At 63.2% G+C, this 21,990-nt stretch carries 22 protein-coding genes; 7 read left to right on the top strand and 15 right to left on the bottom strand.

Annotation, left to right across the window (positions count from 1 at the left end; genetic code table 11):
- Positions 1–64 precede the first annotated feature (64 nt).
- From ACAX43_RS19770 to mltG, 7 genes are all read right to left on the bottom strand, one after another.
- A complete protein-coding gene (locus tag ACAX43_RS19770; RefSeq protein ID WP_370710113.1) occupies positions 65–421 on the bottom strand; it encodes a Rap1a/Tai family immunity protein in 357 nt (118 codons plus the stop codon).
- 207 nt (positions 422–628) lie between these two features.
- On the bottom strand, positions 629–1,369 hold the full coding sequence (locus ACAX43_RS19775; protein WP_370710114.1) for an ankyrin repeat domain-containing protein: 741 nt from the start codon (positions 1,367–1,369) through the stop codon (positions 629–631).
- A gap of 52 nt (positions 1,370–1,421) precedes the next feature.
- Positions 1,422–2,213, bottom strand: coding sequence for a TatD family hydrolase (locus ACAX43_RS19780; RefSeq protein ID WP_370710115.1), 792 nt, complete (start codon positions 2,211–2,213; stop codon positions 1,422–1,424).
- 47 nt (positions 2,214–2,260) lie between these two features.
- A complete protein-coding gene (locus ACAX43_RS19785; protein WP_370710116.1) occupies positions 2,261–2,779 on the bottom strand; it encodes an N-acetyltransferase family protein in 519 nt (172 codons plus the stop codon).
- 116 nt (positions 2,780–2,895) lie between these two features.
- Positions 2,896–3,939, bottom strand: a complete 1,044-nt coding sequence (locus ACAX43_RS19790) for a DNA polymerase III subunit delta' (protein ID WP_370710335.1) — start codon at positions 3,937–3,939, stop codon at positions 2,896–2,898.
- A 95-nt stretch (positions 3,940–4,034) separates the two neighbouring features.
- Complete coding sequence (tmk, locus tag ACAX43_RS19795) at positions 4,035–4,655, bottom strand: dTMP kinase (protein WP_370710336.1); 621 nt, start codon at positions 4,653–4,655, stop codon at positions 4,035–4,037.
- Positions 4,655–5,665 (bottom strand): endolytic transglycosylase MltG, encoded by a 1,011-nt coding sequence (gene mltG / locus ACAX43_RS19800; RefSeq protein ID WP_370710117.1) that lies wholly within the window; start codon positions 5,663–5,665, stop codon positions 4,655–4,657. The genes tmk and mltG overlap by 1 nt, the downstream gene beginning before the upstream one ends.
- Positions 5,666–5,743: 78 nt before the next feature.
- On the opposite strand from mltG, the gene ACAX43_RS19805 reads away from it, so the two are divergent.
- Both ACAX43_RS19805 and ACAX43_RS19810 read left to right on the top strand, forming a co-directional pair.
- Entirely contained in the window at positions 5,744–6,829 is a 1,086-nt protein-coding gene (locus ACAX43_RS19805; RefSeq protein WP_370710118.1) for a folate-binding protein YgfZ, read from the top strand.
- A gap of 87 nt (positions 6,830–6,916) precedes the next feature.
- Positions 6,917–7,756 (top strand): NRDE family protein, encoded by an 840-nt coding sequence (locus ACAX43_RS19810; RefSeq protein ID WP_370710119.1) that lies wholly within the window; start codon positions 6,917–6,919, stop codon positions 7,754–7,756.
- An 8-nt stretch (positions 7,757–7,764) separates the two neighbouring features.
- On the opposite strand, the gene ACAX43_RS19815 is transcribed toward ACAX43_RS19810, so the two are convergent.
- The 8 genes from ACAX43_RS19815 to ACAX43_RS19850 all read right to left on the bottom strand — a co-directional run bounded on the left by ACAX43_RS19815 (position 7,765) and on the right by ACAX43_RS19850 (position 17,501).
- A complete protein-coding gene (locus ACAX43_RS19815) occupies positions 7,765–8,724 on the bottom strand; it encodes an alpha/beta hydrolase (RefSeq protein ID WP_370710120.1) in 960 nt (319 codons plus the stop codon).
- A gap of 63 nt (positions 8,725–8,787) precedes the next feature.
- Positions 8,788–9,684: an SDR family oxidoreductase gene (locus ACAX43_RS19820; protein ID WP_370710121.1), complete on the bottom strand. Its 897-nt coding sequence runs from the start codon at positions 9,682–9,684 to the stop codon at positions 8,788–8,790.
- 47 nt (positions 9,685–9,731) lie between these two features.
- Entirely contained in the window at positions 9,732–10,730 is a 999-nt protein-coding gene (locus ACAX43_RS19825; RefSeq protein ID WP_370710122.1) for an NADP-dependent oxidoreductase, read from the bottom strand.
- Between the two features lie 112 nt (positions 10,731–10,842).
- Positions 10,843–11,328 carry a PaaI family thioesterase gene (locus tag ACAX43_RS19830; RefSeq protein WP_370710123.1) on the bottom strand — a complete coding sequence of 162 codons (486 nt, stop codon included), beginning with the start codon at positions 11,326–11,328 and terminating at the stop codon, positions 10,843–10,845.
- 8 nt (positions 11,329–11,336) lie between these two features.
- Positions 11,337–11,639: a Dabb family protein gene (locus ACAX43_RS19835; RefSeq protein ID WP_370710124.1), complete on the bottom strand. Its 303-nt coding sequence runs from the start codon at positions 11,637–11,639 to the stop codon at positions 11,337–11,339.
- Between the two features lie 362 nt (positions 11,640–12,001).
- Entirely contained in the window at positions 12,002–13,180 is a 1,179-nt protein-coding gene (locus tag ACAX43_RS19840) for an acetyl-CoA C-acyltransferase (protein ID WP_370710125.1), read from the bottom strand.
- Between the two features lie 396 nt (positions 13,181–13,576).
- Positions 13,577–15,661 carry a 3-hydroxyacyl-CoA dehydrogenase NAD-binding domain-containing protein gene (locus ACAX43_RS19845; RefSeq protein WP_370710126.1) on the bottom strand — a complete coding sequence of 695 codons (2,085 nt, stop codon included), beginning with the start codon at positions 15,659–15,661 and terminating at the stop codon, positions 13,577–13,579.
- Positions 15,662–15,815: 154 nt separating this feature from the next.
- The gene (locus ACAX43_RS19850; protein WP_370710127.1) at positions 15,816–17,501 is read right to left on the bottom strand and encodes a 3-(methylthio)propionyl-CoA ligase; all 1,686 of its coding nucleotides are present in this window, start codon (positions 17,499–17,501) and stop codon (positions 15,816–15,818) included.
- 233 nt (positions 17,502–17,734) lie between these two features.
- Here ACAX43_RS19850 and ACAX43_RS19855 point away from each other — a divergent pair, with 233 nt between their 5' ends.
- The 5 genes from ACAX43_RS19855 (at position 17,735) to ACAX43_RS19875 (ending at position 21,633) form a co-directional block, all read left to right on the top strand.
- Positions 17,735–19,291 carry a YdiU family protein gene (locus tag ACAX43_RS19855; RefSeq protein ID WP_370710128.1) on the top strand — a complete coding sequence of 519 codons (1,557 nt, stop codon included), beginning with the start codon at positions 17,735–17,737 and terminating at the stop codon, positions 19,289–19,291.
- Between the two features lie 38 nt (positions 19,292–19,329).
- The gene (gene msrB, locus ACAX43_RS19860; protein ID WP_370710129.1) at positions 19,330–19,752 is read left to right on the top strand and encodes a peptide-methionine (R)-S-oxide reductase MsrB; all 423 of its coding nucleotides are present in this window, start codon (positions 19,330–19,332) and stop codon (positions 19,750–19,752) included.
- A gap of 243 nt (positions 19,753–19,995) precedes the next feature.
- Positions 19,996–20,526, top strand: coding sequence for a septation protein A (locus ACAX43_RS19865; protein WP_370710130.1), 531 nt, complete (start codon positions 19,996–19,998; stop codon positions 20,524–20,526).
- A 1-nt stretch (position 20,527) separates the two neighbouring features.
- Complete coding sequence (locus tag ACAX43_RS19870) at positions 20,528–20,842, top strand: BolA family protein (RefSeq protein ID WP_370710131.1); 315 nt, start codon at positions 20,528–20,530, stop codon at positions 20,840–20,842.
- Between the two features lie 11 nt (positions 20,843–20,853).
- Positions 20,854–21,633, top strand: a complete 780-nt coding sequence (locus ACAX43_RS19875) for a peptidylprolyl isomerase (RefSeq protein WP_370710132.1) — start codon at positions 20,854–20,856, stop codon at positions 21,631–21,633.
- Positions 21,634–21,990 lie beyond the last annotated feature (357 nt).

Raw genomic sequence — 21,990 nt, forward strand, 5'->3', positions numbered from 1 at the left:
CCGGTTTCAAGCGGGTTTCAAGCAGAATCGAAGCGGCCCTGAAGGACTTCTATTCCGCCTCAGATCAATTGCCGCTCTTGCAAGGAAACGCCTTGCCGAGTCCCAGCGAGATCGCCGTGCTGGCGTTATAGCCCGCGACGATCGGATTGTCCGCGATGTACTTGCGCACCGCGTCGGTGAGTTGCGCCGAGCGCGCGTCTGCCGGCAGGCAAAAGTACTGGCCGACGCGCGGCCCGGTGGTGCCGCCGATCGCGTCGATCGTGTTGAAGATGCCGTCGGCGGCGCCTTCGATATACGCGGCGCACGCACTACGCGATGCCACGTCGGTCTTCGTGCACAGCTTGTTGAGGTCGCCTCCCGTAAACGCAAATGCCGATAGCGGTGCGACAAGCGCGCTGGCGAAAATCAAAGCCCGCAGCATGGTGTTCCTTCCAGGGTGGTTTATCAGGCGGTCTTACGCCGCATCCCGACGGCGCGCCCACGCGGCGCGCCAAAGTCGTCATTCTGCACTGTTTTGCCAAGCGGCAGCAGGCCAACAGCCGCTATCTTCAGGCAAATTTGCGCGCTCCGGCGGCCGATGTTCCGGCAACCGGCGCTCCGGCGGCCGGCGCTCCGGCGGCCGCGCACTTCACTTCGGTTGCATTTGTTGCAGGCGCGCCGTCAGCCCTTCGACGACGTCGGGCTCCTTGTAGGTCTTGGCGAAATCAAGCGCGGTCAGGCCGATCTGGTTCTTCACCGTGAGGTCCGCGCCGTTGTCGAGCAGGAGCTTCACCGTCGACACATGGCCACCACGCGCGGCCATCATCAGCGGGGTGGTGCCGTTCGGCGAACTGGCGTCGATGTAGGCCGAATGGTCGAGCAGCACCTTGACGATGTCGTCATGGCCGTTCGCGGCCGCGTAGTGCAGCGGCGCCCAGCCCTTCTTGTTGACTTCGGCGTCCTTCGCGATCAGCAGGTTGACGAAGTTGAGGTCGCCGTTCAACGCAGCCATCATCATCGCGTTCTCGCCGGCTTTGTCCTGGATCTCGATGTCGGTCTTCGGATTGGCGAGCAGTGCCGCGCCCACCTTGTCGGACTTCTCGCGGGCCGCGATCACCAGCAGCGGGAAGCCCTGGTTGTCGACGCTATTCGGGTCCATGCCCTTGGCGAGCAATTTGTTGACGCCGTCGACGTCGTCGAATTTGACCGACTTGATGAGCGAGTCGATCGGCGCGGCCTGAACCGGCGAGGCGACCAGCGAAGTCAGCGCCGCGCAGGCGAGCGTGGCGGCCAGCGCGAGGCGGGAGGCGCCCCGGCGTCCCGAACCGAGGACGGTTTGCATAACGGAAGTCCCTTGAAACGCGGCGGTCGACATCAGATCATTTCTCATATTTCGCATTAGAAAACTATCCTATCCTTTTGATATTTATCGGCTTTATCCGTCACACGCCAGCTGGCGCGGGAATCTTGAAGAGCCGGAAGAAGTTTTGCGTAGTCGCGGCGGCCAGCGCCGTATCCGGCATCTCGCGCTGTTGCGCGATGAAGCGTCCGACATAACTTACGTACGCAGGTTCATTAGGCTTGCCGCGATACGGCACGGGCGCGAGGTACGGCGAATCGGTTTCGATCAGCAAACGATCGAGCGGCACGCGGCGCGCGACGTCCTGCACGTCGGTCGCGCTCTTGAACGTGACGATGCCTGACAGCGAAATGTAAAAATTCTGCGCCAGCGCCTGTTCGGCGACCGCCCACGGCTCGGTGAAGCAATGCATCACGCCGCCGGGCTCGCTCGCGCGTTCCTCGGCCATGATGCGCAGCGTGTCTTCCGCCGACGAACGCGTGTGGATGATCAGCGGTTTCTTTGTGGCGTGCGCCGCGCGGATATGGGTACGAAAGCGCTCGCGCTGCCATTCCATATCGGCGATCGTGCGGCCTTCCAGCCGGTAGTAATCGAGCCCGGTTTCGCCGATCGCGACCACCTTCGGATGCTCGGCCAGTTCGATCAGTTCAGCGACGCTCGGCTCGCGCATGTCCTCATGATCCGGATGCACGCCGACTGACGCGTAGACGTTCTCGTGCCGGCTGGCGATCTCCAGCACGGACGGCAGCGTCTCCAGATCGACCGACACGCACAGCGCGTGCGTGACGGAATGGCTGCGCATGTTCTCGAGCACCTGCGGCAGGCGGTCGGCGAGTCCTTCGAAGTTGATATGGCAGTGCGAATCGACAAACATGATGAAGTCCTGCTGAATAGGTAGCTTGAACGCGAGCTTGGGGTGAATCAGGCCGCGGCCGGATCAAGCCGTTTGCCGAGGATCACCAGATCGCGCTCCACGCCGTCGAGCACGGCGACGCGCGGCAGCGAGCCCCAGGTATCGAAACCGAAGCCGCGGAACAGACGCAGGCTCGCGTCATTGTGGCCGAAGATAAAACCCAGCACCGTATCGATGCCAAGCGCGGGCGCCGCCGCGAGCGAGGCCGCCAGCAGTTGCTTGCCGAGACCCTGGCCCCGTGCGCTCTCGTCCAGATAGATGCTGACTTCGGCGGTACGCAGATAGGCCGGGCGGCCATAGAAGTCCGAGAAACTCAGCCATGCAATCACCCGGCCGGGCGGCTGCGCATCCTCCACCACCCACAGCGGGCGCTTGTGCGGGCCGTGCGCACGAAACCACGCCAGACGGCTTTCGACGCTCACCGGCTCGAGATCGGCGGTGACTTGCCGCGACGGCACGGTCGAGTTGTAAATGGCGACGATCGCGGGGAGATCGTCGAGCGTGGCATCGCGGTAGGAAAGGCTCATGGTGCTTTGGACGTGAGATGGAAGGTGAATCAGCGAATCAGCGAGGACGGACCCACGGGCGGCAGTGGCGTGATGAGCGACGCCTGCCCCGAGCGAACCGTCCGGCATCAACGGGCTTACGCGAACAACTCGCGATAGCCGATAAACAGTTCTTCGAACACCAGCCGCGCATTCAGCGGATGATTCTCGACCGCGCGCTGGCGCGTCACGGTGCGCATGAAGCGCGCGAACGCGCTGGCGTCGGCTTGCGATGCGCAGCGCGTCAACGCGGACGACGCTTGCGGGAAATAACGCGGCGCGCCGGCCGTGCGCTGCGCCAGCAAATCGTACATCCAGCGTTGCAGCCAGCCGAGCACGAGCGGCACCGGCAGCTTCTGCAGCGCCTCGCCGCAGGCGAAGGCGTCGCACTCGGCACCGGCGGCCAGTTGCTTGAGGGTCCAGTCGCGCAGCGTGCGGTTCTCGTCGCTCGCGAGGGCGAGTGCCGTGAGCGGCGCGCCGCCGGCTTCAGCGAGCAACGCGGACGCTTCGGCGACACCTTGCGCGGCGAGCCACTTCGTCGCCACGTCCGGCGCGGGCATTGTCATCGGCCATTGGCGGCAGCGGCTGATGATGGTGGGCAGCAAACGGTCGATGCGCGCCGACACCATCAGAAACACGACGCCTGCCGGCGGCTCTTCGAGCGTTTTCAGGAGCGCGTTGGCCGCGGCGATGTTTAGCCCTTCTGCCGGACACAGCACGACCACGCGCGCGCCGCCACGGTGCGAACCGACGCCGACGAAATCGAGCAAGCCGCGAATCTGCTCGATCTTGATCTCCTTGCTGGGCGCGCGGGTCTTTTTGCCTTCGTCGGCGTCGGCCTTCTCCGCCTTCTCGGCTTTTTCGTCCGCGCCGTTGGCGAGGCCGGCTTCGGCAGCCAGCGCCTCAGGCACGACGATCCGATAGTCAGGATGATTGCCCTGGGCGAACCAGTTGCATGCCACGCACGCGCCGCACGGCTCGCCGTTGACCTGCTGGGCCTCGCATAAAAGCCCCTGTGCCAGGTGCTGCGCGAAGCGCAGCTTGCCGATACCCGCTTGCCCCAGCAGCAGCAAGGCGTGCGGCCAGTGCCCACGCAGCTGTTGCAGGCGATTCCAGTCATCGGCTTGCCAGGGATAAATCATCATTTCTCTTTTAGATCAATCAATTGACGTTGCTTGATGAGACATCGAGCGAACTTCGCTAAGCGCTTTACGTTCAGGAGCATATTCTTTTAAAATCAAAGAATTGTGATCAATTCTTCAAGTTGTTTCTGAATGCGCGTGATGCTCTGCGACGAGTCAATGATAGCGAACCGGTACGGCGCTTCTTCCGCGCGGCGCAGATATTCGGTGCGGGTGCGGTTGAAAAACGCTTCCGATTCGCTCTCGAAACGATCCGGATCGCGCGCCGCGCTACGTCGCTCGTTGGCGATCTCGGGCGCGAGGTCGAACAGCACCGTCAGGTCCGGCTGAAAACCGCCTTGGACCCAGCGCTCCAGTGTTTCGAGCTTGTCGCGCGGCAGGCCGCGGCCGCCGCCCTGATAGGCGAAGGTCGCGTCGGTGAAACGGTCGGACAGCACCCAGTCGCCGCGCGCGAGCGCCGGCTCGATCACTTCGGCCAGATGCTGGCGGCGCAGCGCGAACATCAGCAAGGCCTCGGTTTCGAGGTCCATCTTCTGATGCAGCACGATCTCGCGGATCTGCTCGCCGAGCGGCGTGCCGCCCGGCTCGCGCGTCATGACGACCGAGCGGCCGGTGCTCGCCACTTTTTCTTCGAGGCGTGCGCGAAACCACCCTAGATGGGTGGTCTTGCCGGCACCGTCGATGCCCTCAAACGTAATGAATTTGCCCCGCGCCATCATTGCCCTCGAATGTATTTGTCCACGGCCTTGTTGTGATCGCCGAGGGTGTCAGAAAAGATACTGCTGCCGTCGCCGCGCGACACGAAGTACAGCGCGGTGGTTTGCGCCGGGTTCATCGCCGCTTGCAGCGATGCGACACCGGGCAGCGAGATGGGTGTGGGCGGAAGCCCCATCCGGGTGTAGGTATTGTAGGGAGTGTCAGTTTGCAGGTCTTTCTTCCTGATGTGGCCGGTATAGCTGTCGCCCATGCCATAGATCACGGTCGGGTCGGTTTGCAGCGGCATGCCCACGCGCAGACGGTTCGCGAACACGGCCGCGACCATCGGCCGGTCCGATTTCCTGCCGGTTTCCTTTTCGATGATCGACGCCATCGTCAACGCGTCGTATGGGGTCTTGTACGGCAGATTGGGCGCACGGGCGGCCCACGCCTCGTCCAGCCGCACCCGCATCAGCCGGTACGCGCGACGGTAGACGTCCAGATCGCTGGTGTTCTTGTCGAACAGATAGGTGTCCGGAAAAAACAGCCCTTCGCCGTTGCCGATCGACGCTTCCGGCGCACCGATCGCGTTCATCAGGTCGGTGTCGCTCATGCCCGCCGTGTCGTGCTTGAGCGCCGGATTGGCGTCCAGCTCGGCGCGCATGCGTTTGAAAGTCCAGCCTTCGATGATGGTCGCCACGTATTCGTTGACGTCGCCGCGCGCGATTTTTTGCAACACTTCGTACGGCGTGATGCCCGTCTTGAACGCGTAGTTGCCGGATTTCAGTTCGCTTTGCAGCCCGAGCAGCCGCGTCATGATGACAAACAATTCCGGCTCGACCGGCACGCCACCGCGGTTCAGTTGCAGCGTCACGCTGCGCAGGCTGCTGTGCGGTTTGACCGTGACATCGAGTTGAGCAGAGGCCAAATCGAGCGGGCTGTTAGCCCAGTGATATCCGCCGGCAACGGCGGCGGCGGCCAGCACGACGACGATTGAGCCGGCAATGAAACATTTCTTCAGAAGGGACATGCGAAACGTGGCTGGGTTGGACTGCATATAATACTTGTTTGCCTTAGCTAAAGTCAGAATTGACTGTTCTCGGAATCCATGAACACACCACTCACTACCGCTTCTGGCAGCGCTTCTCTTTCTCCGGCAGGCACTGCTGCCCCGGCAACGGTCTGCGCACCTGCCGGACTTCCTACGCTACCGCGCCCGGCGGCCGATGAATTCGAGGCCGTAGTCCGACAAGGCGCCTACATGCCGCTGACGCAGTTCGGCGTAATCGACGCGACCGGAGATGAAGCGGCGAGCTTTCTGCACGGCCAGTTGACCAATGACACCCAGCATCTCGACGCCGCCAATGCTCGTCTGGCAGGCTACTGCTCGGCCAAGGGCCGTCTGCTGGCGTCGTTCCTGACGTGGCGTACGGGCGAGACGATCCGCCTGCTGGTGTCGAAAGACGTGCAGGCCGCCGTGCAGAAGCGGCTGTCGATGTTCGTCCTGCGCGCCAAGGCCAAACTCGTGGACGCAAGCGGCGAGCTGGCGGTGGTCGGCCTCGCGGGCGACGTGCGCCACGCGCTTTCCGGCGTGTTCGATGCGCTGCCCGACGGCGTGCATGTGCAGGTTGACGGCGCGGCGGGTTCGCTGATTCGCGTGCCGGACGCGCTCGACCGGCTGCGTTACCTGTGGGTCGGCCCGAAAGCGGAGATCGCGGCGCGCCTGCCCCTGCTCGACGAAAAGCTCAAGCGCGTGTCGCCGGCGGTGTGGGATTGGCTCGATATTCGCGCGGGCGAGCCGCGCATCACGCAGCCGGTGGTCGAGCAGTTCGTGCCGCAAATGGTCAATTTCGACGTGCTCGGCGCGGTGAATTTCCGCAAGGGCTGCTATCCGGGTCAGGAAGTGGTGGCGCGCAGCCAGTATCGCGGCACGATCAAGCGGCGCACCTCGCTCGCGAACGTGGCGGGCGAACTGGAGACGGTCAAGGCCGGCGCCGAACTGTTTCACGCGGCCGATCCGGGCCAGCCGTGCGGGATGGTGGTGAATGCGGCGTCGGCCGCGGCCGGCGGCGTGGATCTGCTGGTGGAAATCAAGCTGGCGGCCCTGGAAGGCGGCACCGTACATCTGGGTGCGGCTGATGGCCCGGCGCTGAAGTTTCTGGCGTTGCCGTATGGGTTGCCGACTGAAGTTTGAACGCTTGAACTGGAGCGGCGCAATCAATCAGGCGCTGCTTTTCCTGGTCTCTGCCACGCCATTGCCCCCACCGGGAGACTCCACCCGATGTGTCTGATCGTTTTTGACTGGCGACCCGATGCGGTCGACGGCCCGCTCTTCACGCTCGCCGCGAATCGCGACGAATTCTTTCGCCGCACCGCCGAGCCGATCGGTTGGTGGCATGACGCGCCGACCGTGCTGGCCGGCCGCGATCTGCAAGGCGGCGGCACATGGCTCGGCATGTCGCGCGACGGCCGTTTCGCCGCGCTGACCAATTACCGCGCGCCCCATGAAATGCGCGCCGATGCGCCGACTCGGGGCACGCTCGTGAGCGACTGGCTCAGCGGATCGTCCAACGGAAACGGGGCGCACGACACCCCGCTCGACTATCTCCAACACGTCGCGCAAACCGGCGATATCTACAACGGTTTCAATCTGCTGATCGGCGACTGGACGCGCCGCGAGCTCGGCTGGTATTGCAACCGATCGAACGCCGCGCCCGCCCTGCTCGCACCCGGCACGCACGGCATCTCGAACGCGGTGCTCGATACCGCGTGGCCGAAGCTGATCAAAAAACGCGCGGAACTGGGCGTCATGCTCACGCGTGATGCAATGCCGCCGCTCGAACGGCTGATCGATCTGATGCGCGATCCGCGGCTCGCGCGCGACGACGAATTGCCGTCCACCGGCATTCCGCTCGAACGCGAACGGGCGCTGTCGGCAGCGTTCATCGAAACGCCCGAGTACGGCACGCGCGGCACCACGGCGTTGCGCGTGGTCGCGCATGGCGAAGTGGTCAGCGTGGCCATCGCCGAACGCAGCGACGACAATGGCTCGCACCGGATCGTGCGGCCGGGCGACTTCGAGCGCAGCTTCGCCTTCAATGTCGAACGCGAGATCGCCTGACGGGCGCGTTACTCGACCCCGAACGCCGCGCGCAATGCCGCGGCGGCATCCGCATGCGCCTCGGCTACATCGGGCACGAAGCCGCCCATCTTGAAGAACTCGTGAATCATGCCTGGGTAGCGTTTCAGCGTGACCTCGTTGCCCGCCGCACGCAGTTTCTCCGCATACGCGTCGCCCTCATCGCTTAAAGGATCGTATTCGGCGGTCGCGATCCATCCGGGCGCGAGGCCGCTGAAAGCCGGCGCGCCGCGCTTGCCGTCGAGCGGTGCGAAACGCCAGTCGTCGCGGTCGTTCTTATCGCGCACGTATTGCTCGAAGAACCATTGGATCGTGTCGCCCGACAGCAGGAAACCGTTGGCGAGCCTAGAGTGCGAATCGGTTTGCTGATAGCCGGTAGCGCCGGGATAGATCAGCAATTGCAGCGCGAGCTTGATGCCCGCGTCGCGTGCCAGCACTGCGCAGACCGTTGCCAGCGTGCCGCCCGCGCTATCGCCGCCGACCGCCAGCCGCTCGGCATCCACACCGTATTCCGCGGCGTGCGCGTGCAGCCAGGTCAATGCATCGAACGCGTCGTCGACGGCGGTGGGAAATTTGTACTCAGGCGCGAGCCGGTAATCGACCGACAGCACCGAGCAGCGGCCATCGCGCGCGAACATCCGGCACAGCGCATCGTGCGTATCGACGCTGCCTACCGTGAAGCCGCCACCGTGGTAATACACCAGCGCCGGCGCCGGCTCGGCCCAACTCGGCTCGACAGGCTGATAAAGACGCGCGCGAATCGTCGCGCCGTCGCGTGTCGGCACGTGGAGGTCTTCCACCACGAACATCGGCGCACTTGCGATCTCCAGAATCGGTGCGCTTTTTTCGTACGATGCGCGCGCCTGTTGCGGGGTCGACTCGTGAAGCTGCGGGCGCTTCGCGCGCGCGATCATGTCGAGCACCTGCTCGATCTTCGGATTCAGCGGCATGGGGCGTCGAGTGGCGTTTGAGTGTCGAACATGAGTGAGTAGAAAAGATGATGCCGTCAGTGCCTAGCTCGCGTTCTTCACTTCGGGTTTCAGCGACATCGGATCGGTCGGATTACGCAAGTGCTCGATATCCTCGTGACGCAGCTTCACGGTCGCCATGATGCCGGGATGCGTGACGATGTAGAAACGCCGCGCGGCAATCGCTTCGAACGTGATCTCGGCGACGTCGGTGGCACTCAGTTTGCCCGACTGCACCGCGCGTTGCAGTTGCTTGCCCGCAGCGATCTGCGAGCGGGTCGGCCCGCTATCGTTGCGCAGTTCAGCGGGCCGCGCGCGTTCCGCATCCGCGATGCCGGTCGGCACGAAGGCGGGGCACAACAGCGAGCAGCCGACCTCGCCGCCCGCCGTCTGGTCCGGCTTGGCCGCCTGTGCCAGTTGCAGGTCGTGATAGAGCGTCTCCGTCAGCGACACGACAGCGTGCTTCGAAGCGTTATAAATACCCATCGCGGGCGGCGACAGCAAGCCCGCCACCGACGCCGTGTTGACGATATGCGCGGGCTCGTTCTGCCGCAGCATGATCGGCGTGAAGGCGCGCACGCCGTGCGCGACGCCCATCACGTTGACGTTGAACACCCACGCCCAGTCGTTTGCCGAGCTTTCCCAGAGGAAGCCGCCCGAGCCCACGCCCGCATTGTTGAAGAGCAGATGGACTTTACCGAAGGCGTCGAGCGCTGCTTGCGCGAGCGCTTCGACCTGGGTAGCGTCGGACACATCGGTCGGTACGCCGATCGCCTCGACGCCGCCGGCGCGCAAGGCGTCGACGGTTTGCGCAAGCGCGTGGGGATTCACATCGGCCAGCACGAGCTTCATGCCGAGCGACGCGCCCTTCTCCGCGAACGCGCGGCCGAAGCCGCTTGCCGCACCGGTGATCACCGCCACCTTGCCTTCGAATTCGAACATCGTCTGTCTCCTGGGTTGGTTGCTCGCGCTGCTTCGGGCTGCCGCGATCAGATCAGCTTGACGAGCTGTTTGCCGAAGTTCTTGCCTTTGAGGAGACCGATGAACGCCTCAGGCGCCGCATCGAGCCCTTGCGCGATGGTCTCGCGGTATTGCAGCTTCTTCTGCGCGACCAGCGTGCCGAGTTGCTTGAGCGCTTCGGGCCACACCTCCATGTGCTCGCTGACAATGAAACCTTGCACGAGCAGCCGCTGCGTAAGCATCAGCGACGGATGCTTGAGCGGCAGCGGCTGGCCGTCGTAGCCGGCGATAAAGCCGCACAGCGCAATCCGCCCGAACGCGTTCATACGCGCCAGCGTCACGTCGAGCACTTCGCCGCCGACATTCTCGAAGTAACCATCGACACCATCCGGCGTCACGGCTTTGAGATCCTGATACAGATTGCCGGCCTTGTAGTCGACGCAGGCGTCGAAGCCGAGCGTCTCGACCACATAGCGGCACTTGTCCGCGCCACCCGCGATGCCGACCGCGCGCGCGCCGGCGAGCTTCGCCAGTTGACCGACCACGCTGCCCACCGCGCCGCTCGCCGCGCTGACCACCACCGTCTCGCCCGCTTTCGGCGCAATGATCTTGTTCAGGCCATACCAGCCCGTGACGCCCGGCATACCCACCGGGCCGAGATAGGCCGGCAACGGCACCTGCGTGTCGTCGACCTTCTGCACGCCCGCGCCGTTCGAGGTGCCGTACTCCTGCCAGCCGAACATCGCGACGACCTTATCGCCGACCGCGAACTTCGGATTCTTCGACTCCACCACTTCGCCCACCGTGCCGCCGATCATGACTTCGTTCAGCGGCTGCGGCGCCGCGTACGACTTGCTGTCGTTCATTCGGCCGCGCATATACGGATCGAGCGACAGAAAGTGATTGCGCACGCGGAATTCACCATCGGCAAGCGGTGCGAGCGGCGTTTCGACGAGCTTGAAGTTATCGGGCGTAACCGCGCCTTGCGGACGCGAAGCCAGCACGAGTTGACGGTTGATCTGGGGCATGACGATCGTCTCCATGGGTTACCGATGTGATCGGTGAATAATTCGAGCGGCGTCTGCAAAAGGAGGACACGGCGCACGCGGCTCTCAACGCGCGCACCTCGCCCTCCGGTGATCAGCCGTCGCTTGGACCGGGTTTTGCCGAAGGGTCGGTGCGTAGACGCTGTTGCGTCACGTCGCGGCCCACGGCGAGGCGCCGCATGTATTTGAAGGTGCCGAGCGCCTTGGCGACGAAGTGGCCTTCGCTGTCGCGGATCTCGCCTTCGCAATAGGCCATGGTGGTAGAACGGTGCAGCACGCGGCCGATCGCGCGCAACTCGCCGCGGCCAGGCTGCATGAAGTTGACTTTCATCTCGACGGTGACCACGCCGACGCCGTCGCCCGCGAGACTGCGCGCGGCCATCGCGAGCGCGACGTCGGCGAGCGTCATGGTCACACCGCCGTGCGCAACGTCCCACGTGTTCATGTGATCCGGCTGCAGCGGCAGCACGACTTCGCTGACGCCGTCGGCCGCCGACACCAACTGCGCGCCGAGCCTGTCGACGAACGGACTCTCGGGCAACGACGCGTTGCTTGCCTTGGATGAGGGCGAATCGGTCATTGCCGCGTTCAGATTTCGTAATCGACACATTCGCGCGATTCGCGCACCGCGCCGACAAAGCCCTTCAGCGCTTCGTGCGTCGGATGGACCTGGTAGGCGTCGAGCGCGGCTTTGTCGGTGAAGTCCGAAACCAGCACAACGTCGTAGGTCGATTCGAGGCCCGGCGCCGCGATGCCGACTTCGAGCTTCAGGATGCCGGGGACAATGTCGCGGCAGCCTTCGAGCTTTTCCTTCAGCTTCAGGACGTTCTCAGCGCGGGTTGCGCCTTCGGCGGTTTCTTTGAGCTTCCACATCACAATATGACGGATCACGGGATCACCTTGTTCGATTCAATTCGTAGGGCTGGGACTTCGCGCTCGCTGCGTTTCGTTGCCTTTCGGCGTGGTTAGCAGCATTTCGCTGCATTCACGCCTCGCGCGACAATCCTCAGGCTTGGAGCTGCCCGGACGTGCGTTCAACGGCGCACGCGCGCAGCAGGAAATGATAACCGCTAAGGCGTTCCCGCATGCGCGAGGGCCGCGCGCGTTGGACGATCGGACAAGGCCGGATGCGCCCAAAAGCGGACGTCGCGGATTCAACGCAATCGCCATCGAACCGCAACTTCCGCCCTGCCCCCCCCGTGACACGTCGGCACGTCACGCCGAGCCTGGCTTGACCTGGCTTGGGTCACGCATCAAACCACTTCGAACAAGCCCGCCGCACCTTGGCCGCCGCCAATACACATCGTCACGACGACCAGCTTCGCGCCGCGCCGCTTGCCTTCGATCAGCGCATGTCCTGTCAAACGCGCGCCCGACACGCCATACGGATGGCCCACCGCAATCGCGCCGCCGTTCACGTTCAGCCGGTCGTGCGGAATGCCGAGCTTGTCGGCGCAATACAGCACCTGTACTGCGAAGGCCTCGTTCAACTCCCACAGGTCGATGTCTTCGACCTTCAGGCCTGCTTGCTTGAGCAGCTTCGGCACGGCGAACACCGGACCGATGCCCATCTCATCCGGCTCGCAACCGGCAACCGCAAAGCCACGGAAAATGCCGAGCGGCTGCAGACCCTCGTGCTCAGCGACCTTCGCATTCATCACGACGCACGCTGACGCGCCATCCGAAAACTGACTCGCGTTGCCTGCGGTGATCACGCCACCCGGCATCGCGGTACGAATCTTCGACACGCCTTCGAGCGTCGTGTCGGCGCGGATGCCTTCGTCGGCGCTGACTGTTACTTCCTTCGTGTAGAGGCGGCCGGTCGCTTTGTCGGCGACACCGGCGAGCACCGTCAACGGCACGATCTCATCCTTGAACCTGCCGGCTTCGAGCGCGGCCGCGGCGCGCTGTTGCGAGCGCACGCCGTATTCGTCCTGGCGTTCCTTCGAGATCGAGTAGCGCTTCGCGACGTTCTCGGCGGTCTGCAGCATCGACCAGTAGATTTCCGGCTTGTTCTTGCTCAGCCAGCCTTCGGCCACCATGTGGCGGTTCATCTCGTTCTGCACGCACGAGATCGATTCCACGCCGCCCGCGACGAACACGTCGCCTTCACCGGCGATCACACGTTGTGCCGCCAGCGCGATCGTCTGCAAACCGGACGAGCAGAAACGGTTGACCGTCATGCCCGGCACGCTGACCGGCAAACCGGCGCGCAGCGCGATCTGGCGTGCGATGTTCGCGCCCGTTGCGCCTTCCGGATTCGCGCAGCCCATGATCACGTCTTCGATACGAGCCGGGTCCAGCTTCGCGCGCTCCACAGCGGCTTGGGTCACATGGCCGCCAAGCGTCGCGCCGTGCGTCATGTTGAAACCGCCGCGCCATGATTTGGCGAGACCCGTACGGGCGGTCGATACGATTACGGCGTCAGTCATGCATGTCTCCTGTGTCGACCCGAGTTAGCGCTTTAGCGCTTACTCGGGTCCCAAGTAAAACTGTCGACCCGAGTTAGCGCTTTAGCGCTTACTCTGGTCCCATGTAAAACTGTCGACCCGAGTTAGCGCTTTAGCGCTTACTCGGGTCCCAAGTAAAACTGTCGACCCGAGTTAGCGCTTTAGCGCTTACTCGGGTCCCAAGTAAAACTGTCGACCAGAGTTAGTGCTTTAGCACTTACTCTGGTCCCATGTAAAACTGTCGACCCGAGTTAGCGCTTTAGCGCTTACTCGGGTCCCAAACAAGTCGGTTGGTACTTCCAGATGTTGACGGTGATGCGCCGGCGCAAGGCCTCGCCGCACCACCTCAGTCATTCACTCAAGCGGCCGTTCAACCCTTCAGCCGCCAAACCCACGGCCCTTCGCGGCAAGCTCCGCGATACGCGGCGCCAACTGCCACGCGTCGCCGTTCGGGCGCGACGCATAGCGGCGAATCGCGCGCTCGACGTTGTAGAGGCCGACCGTATCCGCGTACAGCATCGGGCCGCCGCGATAGAGCGGGAAGCCGTAGCCGCTCAGATAAACCATGTCGATGTCCGATGCCTTCGACGCGATGCCCTCTTCGAGAATCTTCGCGCCCTCGTTCACCAGCGCGAACACGAGGCGTTCCACGATTTCCTCGTCGCTGATCTTGCGACGCTCGGCGTTGGTTTCCTTCGAGAACGCGCTGATCATGTCGTCGACCACTTTCGACGGATGCGCGGTGCGGTCGCCCGCCTTGTAGTCGTACCAGCCGCCGCCGGTTTTCTGCCCGAAGCGACCCGTCTCGCACAGACGGTCAGCGATCTTCGAGTAGTGCATGTCGGGATGTTCCTGATAGCGGCGCTTGCGGATCGCCCAGCCGATATCGTTGCCGGCCAGATCGCTCATGCGGAACGGGCCCATCGCGAAGCCGAACTTTTCGATGGCCTTATCCACCTGGGCGGGCAGCGCGCCTTCTTCGAGCATGAAAAGCGCCTGACGGATGTATTGCTCGATCATCCGGTTGCCGATGAAGCCGTCGCATACACCCGACACCACCGCCGTTTTCCTGATCTTCTTGGCGAGCTTCATGACGGTGGCGAGCACGTCCTTCGCGGTCTCCTTGCCGCGCACGACTTCGAGCAGCTTCATCACATTGGCCGGGCTGAAGAAGTGCATGCCGACCACGTCCTGCGGACGCTTCGTGAAGGCGGCAATCTTGTCGACGTTCAAAGTCGAGGTGTTCGAGGCGAGGATTGCGCCGGGTTTCGCCACTTCATCCAGACGCTTGAACACCTGTTCTTTCACGCCGAGTTCTTCGAACACGGCCTCAACGATCATGTCGGCATTTTTCAGGTCGTCGTAGGAAAGCGTTGGCGTGATCAAGGCCATGCGCTGTTCGAGCGCTTCGGGCTTGAGCTTGCCCTTCTTGACGGTGGCTTCGTAGTTCTTGCGGATCGTCGCGATGCCGCGATCGAGCGCTTCCTGTCTGGTTTCCAGCAGCGTGACCGGAATGCCCGCGTTGATGAAGTTCATCGCGATGCCGCCGCCCATCGTGCCGGCGCCGATCACGGCGACCTGCCTGATCTCGCGCACTGGCGTATCGGAAGGCACATCGGGAATCTTGCTCGCCGCACGTTCACCGAAGAACGCATGACGCAGCGCGTGGCTTTCCGGCGTCTGCACGAGCGCGATGAAGCATTCGCGTTCGAACGCGAGGCCCTTGTCGAAACCGTTCTGCACGCCCGCTTCCACGGCGTCGATGCATTTCTGCGGCGCCGGGAAATTCTTCGCAACCCCCGCAACGCTATTGCGCGCGAACTGGATGAAGCCGGCAGCATTCGGATGCTCGATCTTGCGGTCGCGCACTTTCGGATGCGGGCCTGCTTTCGCGCCGACCTTGCGGGCAAACGCGAGCGCCGCTTCGGCCAGATCGCCTTCCACGACTTCGTCGAACAGGCCGGAGTCGGCCAGCTTCTCCGACATCACCGGCGCACCGGAGACGATCATGTTGAGCGCGGCTTCGAGGCCGATGGCGCGCGGCAGACGCTGCGTGCCGCCCGCGCCCGGCAGAATGCCGAGCTTCACTTCCGGCAGCGCGATCTGCGCGCCGGGTGCGGCGATCCGGTAATGCGCGCCGAGCGCGAGTTCCAGACCGCCGCCCATGGCGACGCTGTGAATCGCCGCGATCACCGGCTTGACGCTGCCCTCCACGGTCTTGATGACCGTGGCGAGCGTCGGCTCCTGGGTCGCCTTGGGCGTATTGAATTCGGTGATGTCGGCGCCGCCCGAAAAGGCTTTGCCCGCGCCCGTCAGCACGATCGCCTTGATGGCCGGATCGTTCTGCGCGCGCTCGATCCCTTCGACGATACCGGCTCGCGTCGAAAGGCCGAGGCCGTTTACGGGGGGATTGTTCAGCGTGATGACGGCCACGCCGTCATGGGTTGTGTAGTCCACTGCCATCTGCCTGCCTCCATGCGATGAGGCGGCGCATGACGCGCCGCCCGTCCGGGTTATCGAGTCGGCTCATTGTCCGACTCATTGTCTGACTTAGTGTCCGACTTTCCCGGGGTCAGCAGGCAGAATACACAAAAAAGCACGCTCGTTCAATTTATCGTTAGACGGGGTTTCCCCTGGCAAGCGGGGTAAGGGCGCAGTCCTTCTGGTCCTCGAGCACCGACGGCAGGATGTGATCGCGGAAGGTGTCGCGCAGCTTGAGTTTCTGCAGCTTGCCGGTGGCCGTGTGCGGCAGTTCGTCGACGAAGGCCACGTCGTCGGGAATCCACCATTTGGCGACCTTGCCGTCGTAGAAGGCGAGCAATTCTTCGCGCGTCACGTCGAACCCCGCCCGCTTGACGATCACCAGCAGCGGCCGCTCGGTCCATTTCGGATGCGCACAGGCGATGCACGCGGCCTCCGCCACGGCCGGATGCGCTATGGCGACGTTCTCGATATCGATCGAGCTGATCCACTCGCCGCCCGACTTGATGACGTCTTTCGAGCGGTCCGTGATGTGCAGGAAGCTGTCGCGGTCGATGGTGGCGACGTCGCCGGTCGGGAACCAGCCGTCCACCAGCGGCGAGTCGTCCTTGCGGAAATACCGGTCGATCACCCACGGCCCGCGCACGTGCAGATCGCCGAACGCAACGCCGTCCCACGGCAGATCGCGCCCGTCTTCGCCGACGATTTTCATATCGACGCCGTAAATCGCGTGGCCCTGCTTTTCGAGCAATTTGCGCTGCGCTTCCAGCGGGCGCTGGCTCTGTTCCCACGTCAGTTTCGACAAGGTGCCGAGCGGCGACATTTCGGTCATGCCCCACGCATGGATCACCTGCACGCCGTAGTCGTCCTCGAAGGTGCGCAGCATCGCCGGCGGACAGGCCGAACCGCCGATCACCGTGCGATTCAGCGATGAAAACCGTACGCCGGCCTCGCGCACGTAGTTGAGCAAGCCGAGCCACACGGTCGGCACGCCGGCCGAATAGGTCACGCGTTCGCGCTCCATCAACTCATACAGCGATTTGCCGTCGAGATCCTTGCCGGGAAACACCAACTTTGCGCCGGTCAGCGGCGCGGCATGCGGAATGCCCCATGCATTCACATGGAACATCGGCACGACCGGCAGCACGGAGTCGCGTGCGGACAGGCTCATCGCATCCGGCAGCGATGCACCGAACGCATGCAGCACGGTCGAGCGATGCGAATACAGCGCGCCCTTCGGATTGCCGGTGGTGCCGGATGTATAGCAAAGGTAAGACGCCTGACGCTCGTCGAGCGGCGGCCATTCGTAATGGCCATCCTGCGCGGTGACCAGGGTTTCGTAGCTGAGCACCGGCGTTTGCATCTTCGGCAGATGATCCTCGTCAGCCAAAGCGATCCAGCCGCGCACCTTCGGACACTGCGGTGCGAGTACGTCGACGAGTGGCGCGAAGGTGGTGTCGAACAGCACGTAAGCGTCGTCGGCGTGATTGACGATGTAGGCGATCTGGTCGGGGAAGAGCCGTGGATTGATCGTGTGACACACCGCGCCGAAGCCGGCCGTGCCGTAATAGGCTTCCAGATGCCGGTAGCCATTCCAGGCAAGCGTGGCCACCCGCTCGCCCGGTTCGACGCCGAGCGCGATCAGCGCCTGCGCCAATTGCTTCGCGCGCTTTTCGCAGTCGCGGTAAGTGTAGCGATGCACGTCGCCTTCGATGCGCCGCGACACGATCTCGGTGTCGCCGAAATGCCGCGCGGCATGCGCGAGCAACGAGGACACGGTGAGCGGCACGTCCATCATCTGGCCAAGCAGCGGCGTCGTCATAAAGCGGAATCTCCTCACCTTGTGTGCGTCAATGGGGTTGCAACTCGGGGGCCGCGCGGGACGCTCCGGTGAATCGCACGAAGCGCTCCGGTGAGTCCGCGCGGCGCGCTCTGAAGCGGCGCAGGAGCGCTCTGAGGGGAGCCGCCCGGCACACAGGCCGCGTCGGGCGAAAGGCCAGCCAGCAGCGCCGCGGGCGCCGACTTACAATATCGGTTAATCCAGAGGCGCTCAATATGTCGTTTTCCCCAAGCATTGCAGGGTTATCCGGGCCTTTGTCGGCTCTTTCCGACGCACTGCTCGCCTCGCCCGACAGCGCGTTTGCGCGGCTCGGCAGCGCGTTCCTCACACGTCTGCCCGCGGCGCCGCTCAGTGCGCCCTACGTGGTCGGCTTCTCCGAGGAAACCGCCAGGTTGCTCGGTTTAGAGCCCGGCCTCCAGAATGACCCGGGCTTCGCCGAACTCTTTTCCGGCAACGCGACGCGCGAGTGGCCTTCCGAAGCGCTGCCGTACGCGTCGGTATATTCCGGGCATCAGTTCGGCGTGTGGGCCGGCCAGCTTGGTGACGGCCGCGCGCTCGGTCTCGGCGAAGTCGAACACGACGGCCAACGCCTCGAACTGCAACTCAAAGGCGCGGGCCGCACGCCCTATTCACGCATGGGCGACGGCCGCGCGGTGCTGCGCTCGTCGATCCGCGAATATCTGTGCTCGGAAGCGATGCATCACCTCGGCATTGCAACCACCCGCGCGCTGTGCGTGATCGGCTCGGATCAACCGGTGCGCCGCGAGGAAGTCGAGACCGCCGCGGTCGTCACGCGGGTGGCGCCGAGCTTCGTGCGCTTCGGGCACTTCGAACATTTCTATTCGAACGATCGCGTCGATGCGCTACGGGCGCTGGCCGATCATGTGATCGAGCGTTTCTATCCGCATTGCCGCGAAGCCGACGATCCCTATCTTGCGCTGCTCGATGAAGCGGTAAAGTCGACGGCTGACCTGATGGTGGAATGGCAAGCCGTCGGCTTCTGCCACGGCGTGATGAACACCGACAACATGTCGATCCTCGGTCTCACGATCGACTATGGCCCATTCGGTTTCATGGACGGCTTCGATGCCGGCTACATCTGCAATCACTCCGACTCGCAGGGCCGTTACGCGTACAAAATGCAGCCGCAAATCGCGTACTGGAACCTTTTTTGCCTCGCGCAAGGCCTGCTGCCGCTACTGGGCGTCAGGCATGAGGAAAGCGTGCGCGGCGACAAGGCGATCGAAGACGCGCAGCGTGTGCTCGGCGGCTTCAAGGAGCGTTTCGCGCCCGCGCTGGAACGGCGCATGCGTGCGAAGCTCGGCCTTGAAAGCGAGCGCGAAGGTGACGACACCCTGGTCAATCGTCTGTTCGAAGTCATGCACGCAAACCGTGCGGATTTCACGCTGACCTTCCGCAATCTGTCGCGTATTTCGAAGCACGATGCAAACAACGACGCGCCGGTACGCGACCTGTTTCTCGACCGCGCCGCGTTCGATGCATGGGTGAACGACTACCGCGCGCGCCTGTCCGAAGAAACACGCGACGACGCCGCGCGCGCCATTGCAATGAACCGTGCGAACCCGAAATTCGTACTTCGCAATCATCTGGCGGAAACGGCGATCCGCCACGCGAAAGAGAAGGACTTCTCCGAAGTGGAACGTTTGGCGGCAGTGCTGCGCCGCCCGTTCGATGAACAACCGGAAAACGAAGCCTATGCGGGGCTGCCGCCGGATTGGGCGAGCTCGCTGGAAGTGAGTTGCTCTTCGTGACGCGCCCCCAAAACAATCTCGAGACAGGAACCCCGACCATGAACAAGCCCGACGACCTCAATACCGACGCCCCCGCCGTGCAGAAAGACGACGCGGAATGGCGCAACCAGCTCTCCGACATCGAATATCAGGTGACGCGCCACGCGGCCACCGAGCGTCCCTTCACCGGCCGCTATCACGACCACTGGGACCGCGGCATCTATGACTGCGTGTGCTGCGGCACGCCGCTGTTCGAATCGGACACCAAGTTCGATGCCGGTTGCGGCTGGCCGAGCTACTTCAAGCCGATCAACGGCGAAGTCATCGCCGAAAAAACCGACCGCGCGCACGGCATGCTGCGCATCGAAGTGCAGTGCAAGAACTGCGGCGCGCATCTGGGCCACGTGTTCGAAGACGGACCGGCGCCGTCCGGTCTGCGTTACTGCATCAATTCGGCTGCGTTACAATTCGAGCCCAAGTAACGCAGCGCGGAGTCCGGCGCGTTGCCGGCCGGGGGCGCCCAAGTTCGCCAAAGTGTGTCACACACTGCCCGCCGGCCACGACACCCTTCAACCTGCTTGCAAACAGGACAACCCGGCGCCGGCAGGCACGGTGTGAACGGCTAGCGCCGCGCACAGGCCGCCGCGGCGGGTTGAACCAGCCACCCACCAGGGGCGCATCGCGCCGCTCATTCTCCGACCACTCTCCGAATCCCCGACCAGATAATGAAATTCCTGTTCGATCTGTTCCCGATCATCCTGTTCTTCGTCGCCTTCAAGATATGGGGCATTTTCACGGCGACGGCAGTGGCGATCATTGCCACGCTGGTGCAGATCGCGTGGGTGGCATTCCGCCACCGCAAGGTCGATCCGATGCTGTGGGTGAGCCTCGGCGTCGTCACCGTGTTCGGCGGCGCGACGCTCGTGCTGCACAACGACACCTTTATCAAATGGAAGCCGACCGTGCTGTACTGGGCGTTTTCGGTCGCGCTGATCGTTTCGCAACTGGCTTTCAACAAGAACCTGATCGAAGCGATGATGGGCAAGCAGATCACGCTGCCGCACGCGATCTGGGGCAAGCTGAACATCGTCTGGGCGATATTCTTCGTGCTGCTCGGACTGGTCAACCTGTTCGTCGCGTATAACTACACGACCGACCAGTGGGTCAATTTCAAGCTGTTCGGCGCCACCGGATTCCTCCTGGTATTCATCGTCGGACAGAGTTTGTGGCTGTCGAAGTATATGAAGGAAGAATGACATGACTAGCGACGGTTTCATGCACGCCACCACCGCCGAGCGCGTCGCACTGATCGAGGCGCGACTCACCGCGGCGCTCGCGCCGGTCGCCTCGATCCAGATCACGGACGATAGCGCGCAGCACGCGGGCCACGCCGGCGCCTCCGCCGGCGGCCATTTCAGTGTCACGATCGTGGCTGCCGCATTCGCCGGTAAGGCCCGCGTGGCGCGGCATCGCATGGTGTATGATGCGCTGGCCGATGCCATGCAGCGCGGCATTCATGCCCTTGCAATCACGGCCTACACGCCCGAAGAATTCGCTTTGTTGCCTCGCTAGGAAAACTTCCGATGACCTTGAAGAAAACCCGCCTTTGGGTATTGCTGGCTGCATTTGCGGCCGCACCTGCATTTGCACAGAACATCGCCGTCGTGAACGGCACGCCGATTCCGAAAGCGCGCGCCGACGCGCTGATCGATCAACTGGTTCATCAAGGCCAGCAAAACACGCCGCAACTGCAAATGGCCGTGCGCGAAGAGCTCGTGAACCGCGAAATCCTGATGCAGGAAGCGCTGCGTCGCGGCCTGCCGAATCGTCCCGACATCAAGGCGCAAATCGCCGTCGCGCAACAAACCGTTGTGCTGCGCGCGCTGATCGAAGACTTCGTGAAGAACAACACGCCGACCGACGCCGAAGTCACCGCACGTTATAACGCACTGGTCAAGGACGCGGGCGGCAAGGAATATCACCTGCACCACATCCTGGTGGACAACGAACAGCAAGCGAAGGATCTGATCGCGAAGATCAAGGCTGGCGCAAGCTTCGAAGATCTGGCCAAGCAATACTCGAAGGACCCGGGATCGGGCAAGAATGGCGGCGACCTGGACTGGTCGGACCCAAAGGCTTACGTACCTGAATTCGCAGACGCGGCCACGCATCTGCAGAAAGGCCAGATGACCGACACGCCGGTCCATACGCAATTCGGCTGGCACATCATCCGTGTCGACGACGTGCGCAACGTCACGCCACCGACGCTCGAACAGGTGCGCCCGCAGATCGTGCAGCAGATCCAGCAGGAAAAGCTGCAGGCGTTCGAAGAAGGTCTGCGTAAGAACGCGAAGATTCAGTAAGCGTTTTTTAGCTACGCTGAAGCTGACCGCCCCTTATAACTGCACGCGAGTGCAGTTATAAGGGGCGGTTTTTTTCGACCGCGCGTCCTCGCCGATCCCCTAAACCACCCCATATCTCACACAGCCCCCGACGGGAATTTCGTCGATATCAGGCCGTCCTCTGGATTGTCCGTCTTGAACAATTCGTTTTGCAGTAACGTGCCAGGTTCCTGCAAATCTCACAACACCATTTTCGCTTCAAAGCTCCGCCGCACGAGGCCCCCCCGGTTATTTAGTGCGGACTAGCTTGATGAGCATACTCAATTGCTTCAAATCGACACACACAGATAAATCTTGTGGTTACGCCGTTGACAGCAC

This window comes from Paraburkholderia sp. IW21 (genome assembly GCF_041321145.1).
Lineage (GTDB): Bacteria > Pseudomonadota > Gammaproteobacteria > Burkholderiales > Burkholderiaceae > Paraburkholderia.